Below are 5868 nucleotides of genomic sequence, written 5' to 3'. Positions count from 1 at the left end.
CCTTCAACTACTTCAAATTCAACTGATTGACCTTCTTCTAATGATTTGTAACCTTCTTGGTTAATAGCTGAGAAGTGTACGAATACGTCGTTTTCTCCTTCAACTTCGATAAAACCAAAACCTTTTTCAGCGTTAAACCATTTTACTGTACCTTGTTTCATAACTGTGAAACCTCCAAGACTAAAATTCATTCAATATGCGTTATTCGCATATTACAAAAAATACAATTTCACAGTTATCTTCTGTTGACACAATATTCTTTGCAATATGGAATAAAACTATTGCTTAAATAAGAGTATAATGCATTGTATACATAATTGCAATACAAATGTGAAAAAACAATTTATTAAATATTTGGTAAATTAAAATATACTTCATTATTGTTTAATACAATATAGCTATAAAAAATCTGTAAATCTTCATCACAATCCCTACAAAATCCTAATTCACAATTATTATAAAATGCATGAATATTGTGCTTTCCTACTAAATAATTATCGTAATCAATTTTACTTTTGTTAAGTAATGATTTATAACAAGTCATCATTTCTTCATACGTGTTAAAGTCATGTTGCTCAATAATGTGATCTGTCCAGTCACTAAATAACCACCAGCCTTCGTAATCAGCACGAATTTTTGCAACTGTCCACATAATGCTTTCCCCTTTCAATGTCGCATAGCATGTTAAAGCAATTTGAATTTATATGTAAAACATTCAACTATAATACTTACATGATACTCTTTGTTCTATGGTTATTTTAATAGTTCTTTGATAGTTCCCCCACACTAGTTATGTATCGAACAATGTGATTTGTTTTCAAAATATCTAGTATATGTTTTAGAAAAATACCTATGTGTAATATTCTAACGAGTTGACATACAAAATCAAGTTATCTGTCTCATACTTTTGGCCTATAGACAAGTCAACAATAAACTCAATTATTAGTTTTGTAGAGTGAAATTGCGTATAATAAGTTTAAGAGGTGATTATATGCAATGCAAGCATGTTAAAGTATTTGGCATAGTTCAAGGTGTAGGCTTTCGTTATTATACAGAAAGATTAGCACACAAATATGGAATTGCCGGTACTGTTGAAAATGTAAGTGATTATGTTGAAATATTTGCTCAAGGCGAAGCAGATTCATTAGCACAATTCATTGATGCTGTAACACAAGGTGCATCGCCTGCTTCGCATGTTGAAGATTATATAATTGAAGAATCAGATATAAATCATTCTTGGAATAAATTCAGAACAATATAAAGGAAGATGACAATTGAGATATAATATTTCTCGAATTATAGGGACAATTATTGCATTTCCGATTGCTGTTATCGCATGGTTCATTAGTATTTTTGCTTTTGACATCTATATGTTCTTTGATTTACTTATTTCAGCGGCAACATTCTTTGTAGTTTATTTCCCTACTCAACGTCTAACTTCTCGTAGATATTTAATTGAAATTGGCTTATCTCGCAGAGACTATCATTTTGTTAATAGCCAATTAAATAATGCTCAAGATAAAAATAGAAGAATATTAAAGTCATTTGTAAATGTGAGAAGTATTAAAGATTTTAGACAGGTAAATGATATATATCGTATTTCTCGTGCTATATTTTTGGCTGTAAAGCAGCGACCTGCATCATTTTTCAAAGTAGAAAGTTTCTTCTATTCACATATCGATAATGCATTGAATTTAATTGAGTCATATACAAGATTGGCAAAGTCACCCAAAAAATCTAAGGCTGAAAAGCAAAAACTTGAACAAACACGCATCACTTTAGACGAGGTCAAAAGAACATTAATAGCTGATTTAAAACGGATAAATGAAGATGATTATAATATGTTAGATATAGAGATGGAATTGAACAGAATGGAACAAAATAGAAAGAAGTAAAATAGATGACTGGAGTGAACATTGATGGATAGAGAACATGATTTTATTAATTCACATCCATTAGATAAATATATTGATGAACGCACGGAAGATCAATCTGAAAAAATTAATAAAGCTAAGCAATATTCGCCAGAAGAACAACAAAAAATAAATGATTTAAGTCAAAAAATAAAGCCGATGGATAATGATGATTTATTAAATTATGGTACAGAGGCGCAACAAAAAATGTCACAATTCTCACACCGAATTCTAAATGAAGTGAGAACAACTGATGTGGGACCTGTAGGTGAATCATTAAATGGATTAATGAGTAAACTGAAATCTGTAAATGCTGATGAATTAAATCCAGAAAATCAATCCAAGTTTAAAAGACTGTTTAAACGTACTAAGGCATCCGTCAACGAAATATTTTCTAAAATGCAATCAGTAGGTTCACAGATTGATCGCATCTCAATTGAGTTAGATAAACATAAAAATAATTTAAAGCAAGACGTTGGCATGCTAGATGAATTATATGATATGAACAAGGATTATTTCGACGAATTGTCTTTATTTATTGAAGCAGCAAAGCAGAGAAGAGACCAAATTCAACAGGAAGAGATACCACAATTGGTTTCTAAAGCTAAAGCAACTGGAAATCAAATGGATGTTCAAGCGGCATCAGATATGGAACAATTTGTTGATAGATTGGACAAGCGTATATATGACTTACAACTTTCTCGACAAATTGCCATTCAAACGGCACCACAAATTAGAATGATCCAAAATGTCAATCAAGCTTTGGCTGAAAAGATACAAAGTTCTATATTGACGAGTATTCCCTTGTGGAAGAATCAAATGTCTATTGCGCTTACATTAATGAGACAACGTAATGCTGTTTCAGCACAGAAAGCAGTCACAGATACAACGAATGATTTATTGCTAAAAAACTCTGAATTGTTGAAACGGAATGCGATTGATACTGCGACGGAAAACGAACGTGGCGTCGTAGATATTGATACATTGAAGACCACACAAAAGGATATTATTGAAACGATTGAGCAAACGTTGCAAATTCAAGAGCAAGGTAGGACAAAACGTCAACAAGCTGAAACTGAACTTATTGACTTAGAAAATGAATTACAACACCAATTGCTTGATTTAAAGAGACAAAAGCACAATTAGTTTTGGTAAATAATAATTAGAGTATCGTATTTTGGACAAATATTACAGAAAAATAGCACTCAGATGAATGAATTGAATTTATCTGAGTGCTATTTTTCATACTATCCGTATTATCGGCTCGCTTTCCTAGGGGACAGCCTCAGCCTGTAGTCTTCAGCCCGTCCTGTTCCCTCAGGAGTCTCGCCAATATACGTAGAAAAACATTTGTGACTTTTAAATTACCATCCACTTAAATTGTTGTATTCAATTTGTCTTGTTAGTGTTGGCAAATAAATCATTAAATAAATAATAATTGAGCTGTTGGCTTATTATTCATATTATTCGTATTATTGGCATACTTTTCTAGAAGGCAGCTTCAGCCTGTAGTCTTCACATCCCCCTATTACCTTTAAAATCTCGCCAACATGCTTCTCCGAAGAATTATGGTTTAACATTCACATATACTTTTTAAATATCTAATAGGAACGTATCATTAGTTTAATAAGTAAAAAAACTTCCTTTAAAAGACGCACTGTAAATGTCATCACTTTAAAGGAAGTAGAATCATAAATAACTGTATTTAATTATGATGATAACAATTATTTGTTTAACTGTTATTTCTATGTTTAAATCAAAATTTTAATATATAGTATCTCTATTCTTTTTCATACACTATAGGTGATTGTTTTTTAACAAATGCGGCAACGATATACCCGATAATAGTAAAGATAACTGCTATAGGGAACCATTCTAACGAGTACTGCTTTAATGGTAGACTATCGATAAAATTAAGCTTTAACCATCCCTGTGTATGGATAACACTTAAAACTGAGATGATTGAAACGATAGCAATTGGTATTTGTTGTGCTATTGGTTTTGTAGGTATTAATCTTGCCAATAAGATTAATAAAATTATAGTAATTGCTACTGGATATACAATGCTTAGAACTGGTACAGACATTGTAATTACTGAATTTAATCCTTGGTTTGCTAATATAAAGCTAATGATCGTAAAGATGATAACATAAGCTTTGTATGAAAGTTTAGGAAAAATTCTGTGGAAGTATTCTGCAACTGCCACTACTAACCCACAAGCTGTTGTTAAACAAGCAAGTGCAACAATAATACCTAGTAGATATTTACCAAATGTTCCAAATCCAATACTAGCTACTGTTGTTAGCAAGTATGTACCGATGTTTTGATCGTTTGCTTTCAGGCTAGCAATTTTTCCTGAAGATAAATTCATATGGTTACCGATAAAGCCTAGTGAAACATATATAAATAATAAGGCAATAGCCGCAATTAAACCTGCAATTAAAGTTTGTTTGAAGATTTTGTTTGCATGAGTAATGCCTGTTGCTTTAACTGCGTTCACTACAATCATTGAGAATGCAATAGCCGCAATTGCATCCATTGTTAAATACCCATTTGTAAAACCTTGTGAGAAACCAGTAAAGTTTGATGTGAAACCTTCTGCTGCTTGGCTACTAGGATTTCCGTGATAATCCATAAATCCTTTTACAATCATTGCTAAAATAGTAATTAATAATAATGGTGTAAGAATAGAACCGATTCTGTCGACCATTTTATTAGGATTAATACATAGATATAACACAATTAAGAAATATATAACTGTAAATATAAATAATGCAAGACTACTATTTGTGTGTGCAATTGGTGTCACTGTCATTTCAAATGATGTTGATGCTGTACGTGGTATTGCAAATAGCGGTCCAATTGTTAAATAAATAATAATTAAGAATACAATAGAAAACTTAGGAGAAATCTTATTTAAAGATCCAATATAGCCTTGTTTATCTAATGCACCTACGATTACACCGAGTAATGGTAAACCGATTCCTGTTAATGCAAATGCTAAGATAGCTGGCCAAAAGTATTCCCCACTATCTAGACCTAAACTAGGTGGAAAGATTAGGTTTCCTGCCCCAAAAAACATGGCAAATAATGTGAAACCGATAATCCAAGTATTTTTATTCATTTTTGTTGCTCCTTCTAAATTTAAAAATAATCTTACCTATTCTATCATGTCTAAAAATATTTATCTATATAAATTTCTGAATATTTAAATAGATAGACGAATATTTATTAAACATTTAAAAGGATTTTAAGAGTAGTTTTTTTAGTAAAGGTGATAAATGACTAGGTAAATTTTCTACGCCTTCAACGAATAAAGCATATTGACCATAAATATTGTGAATCGTCTGCTCAATGTCCTCTGTTATCGTGTCTTGACTTAAAAATACATTAAAGACTTCTAACCCCATTTTCCTCGCAGTTTCCACAGCTTCATAAGTATCTAATATACCATCTTGACTGTAATTATAAGCAGATGGTTCACCATCAGAGAAAACAATAAGGAAACGTTGATTATGCGAACGACGTAACAATCGATCACTCGCTATTCTGATAGCTACGCCGTCACGGTTATCATCTTGAGGCGTAAGTGCCATAATCCTTGGTCCATCTTTAGGATTCGTAGAGTAATCATAGCTAATTATTTCATCGATAATATTAGGTTGATTTAGGTTATCAGCATCAAATGCATCTTCGTTAAATGCCAGAATTTCATGTTTCACATTTAAAGATTTTAATGTTTCATGAAAGAGCACCACACCTTTTATCGTTTCTTCCATTTTATCTTGCATGCTAGCAGAAGCATCTATTAATAATGTGAAAGTAGCATCGAAAGATTGGCTCAAATCTTGCTTTTTGTAGAATAATTTATATTGATCATCGATAAACCAATTAAGTAAATTCTTTTGTAATCTACCTTTTGTTAAATTATGTCTTGCATCTTGTGATTCACGAT

7 protein-coding genes are annotated in these 5868 nt (G+C 31.5%); 3 read left to right on the top strand and 4 right to left on the bottom strand.

The genetic code is table 11. The features are described from left to right. Nucleotides 1–161 (bottom strand): cold shock protein CspA (cspA, locus tag ACF91D_RS29155; protein WP_103450412.1); only part of this gene is annotated, 161 nt, incomplete at its 3' end. Nucleotides 162–346: 185 nt separating this feature from the next. Next, complete coding sequence (msaA, locus tag ACF91D_RS29150) at nt 347–652, bottom strand: regulatory protein MsaA (RefSeq protein ID WP_107589378.1); 306 nt, start codon at nt 650–652, stop codon at nt 347–349. A gap of 339 nt (nt 653–991) precedes the next feature. Between msaA and ACF91D_RS29145 the strand changes: the two genes are divergently transcribed. From ACF91D_RS29145 to ACF91D_RS29135, 3 genes are read left to right on the top strand one after another with little or no spacing between them, the layout of a single operon-like run. After that, a complete protein-coding gene (locus ACF91D_RS29145; protein ID WP_107527794.1) occupies nt 992–1261 on the top strand; it encodes an acylphosphatase in 270 nt (89 codons plus the stop codon). Between the two features lie 13 nt (nt 1262–1274). After that, on the top strand, nt 1275–1895 hold the full coding sequence (locus ACF91D_RS29140) for a 5-bromo-4-chloroindolyl phosphate hydrolysis family protein (RefSeq protein ID WP_107527795.1): 621 nt from the start codon (nt 1275–1277) through the stop codon (nt 1893–1895). Nucleotides 1896–1919: 24 nt separating this feature from the next. Continuing rightward, on the top strand, nt 1920–3059 hold the full coding sequence (locus ACF91D_RS29135; protein ID WP_107527796.1) for a toxic anion resistance protein: 1140 nt from the start codon (nt 1920–1922) through the stop codon (nt 3057–3059). Nucleotides 3060–3693: 634 nt separating this feature from the next. Here ACF91D_RS29135 and brnQ3 read toward each other — a convergent pair. Both brnQ3 and ACF91D_RS29125 read right to left on the bottom strand, forming a co-directional pair. Beyond that, a complete protein-coding gene (gene brnQ3 / locus ACF91D_RS29130; protein ID WP_042738709.1) occupies nt 3694–5037 on the bottom strand; it encodes a branched-chain amino acid-like transporter carrier protein BrnQ3 in 1344 nt (447 codons plus the stop codon). A 115-nt stretch (nt 5038–5152) separates the two neighbouring features. Then, a partial coding sequence (locus ACF91D_RS29125) for a cobaltochelatase CobT-related protein (RefSeq protein ID WP_392438217.1) occupies nt 5153–5868 on the bottom strand: 716 nt, incomplete at its 5' end.

The sequence above is a fragment of the Staphylococcus sp. 231237_7MaSpsaltlick genome (assembly GCF_043107035.1).
This window is presented reverse-complemented; position numbering and strand designations above follow the sequence as displayed.

What these genes read in the sequence shown, in the direction of transcription:
- msaA (WP_107589378.1), bottom strand. Translation starts at nt 652, where the DNA reads ATGTGGACAGTTGCAAAAATTCGTGCTGATTACGAAGGCTGGTGGTTA.
- ACF91D_RS29145 (WP_107527794.1), top strand. Translation starts at nt 992, where the DNA reads ATGCAATGCAAGCATGTTAAAGTATTTGGCATAGTTCAAGGTGTAGGC.
- ACF91D_RS29135 (WP_107527796.1), top strand. Translation starts at nt 1,920, where the DNA reads ATGGATAGAGAACATGATTTTATTAATTCACATCCATTAGATAAATAT.
- brnQ3 (WP_042738709.1), bottom strand. Translation starts at nt 5,037, where the DNA reads ATGAATAAAAATACTTGGATTATCGGTTTCACATTATTTGCCATGTTT.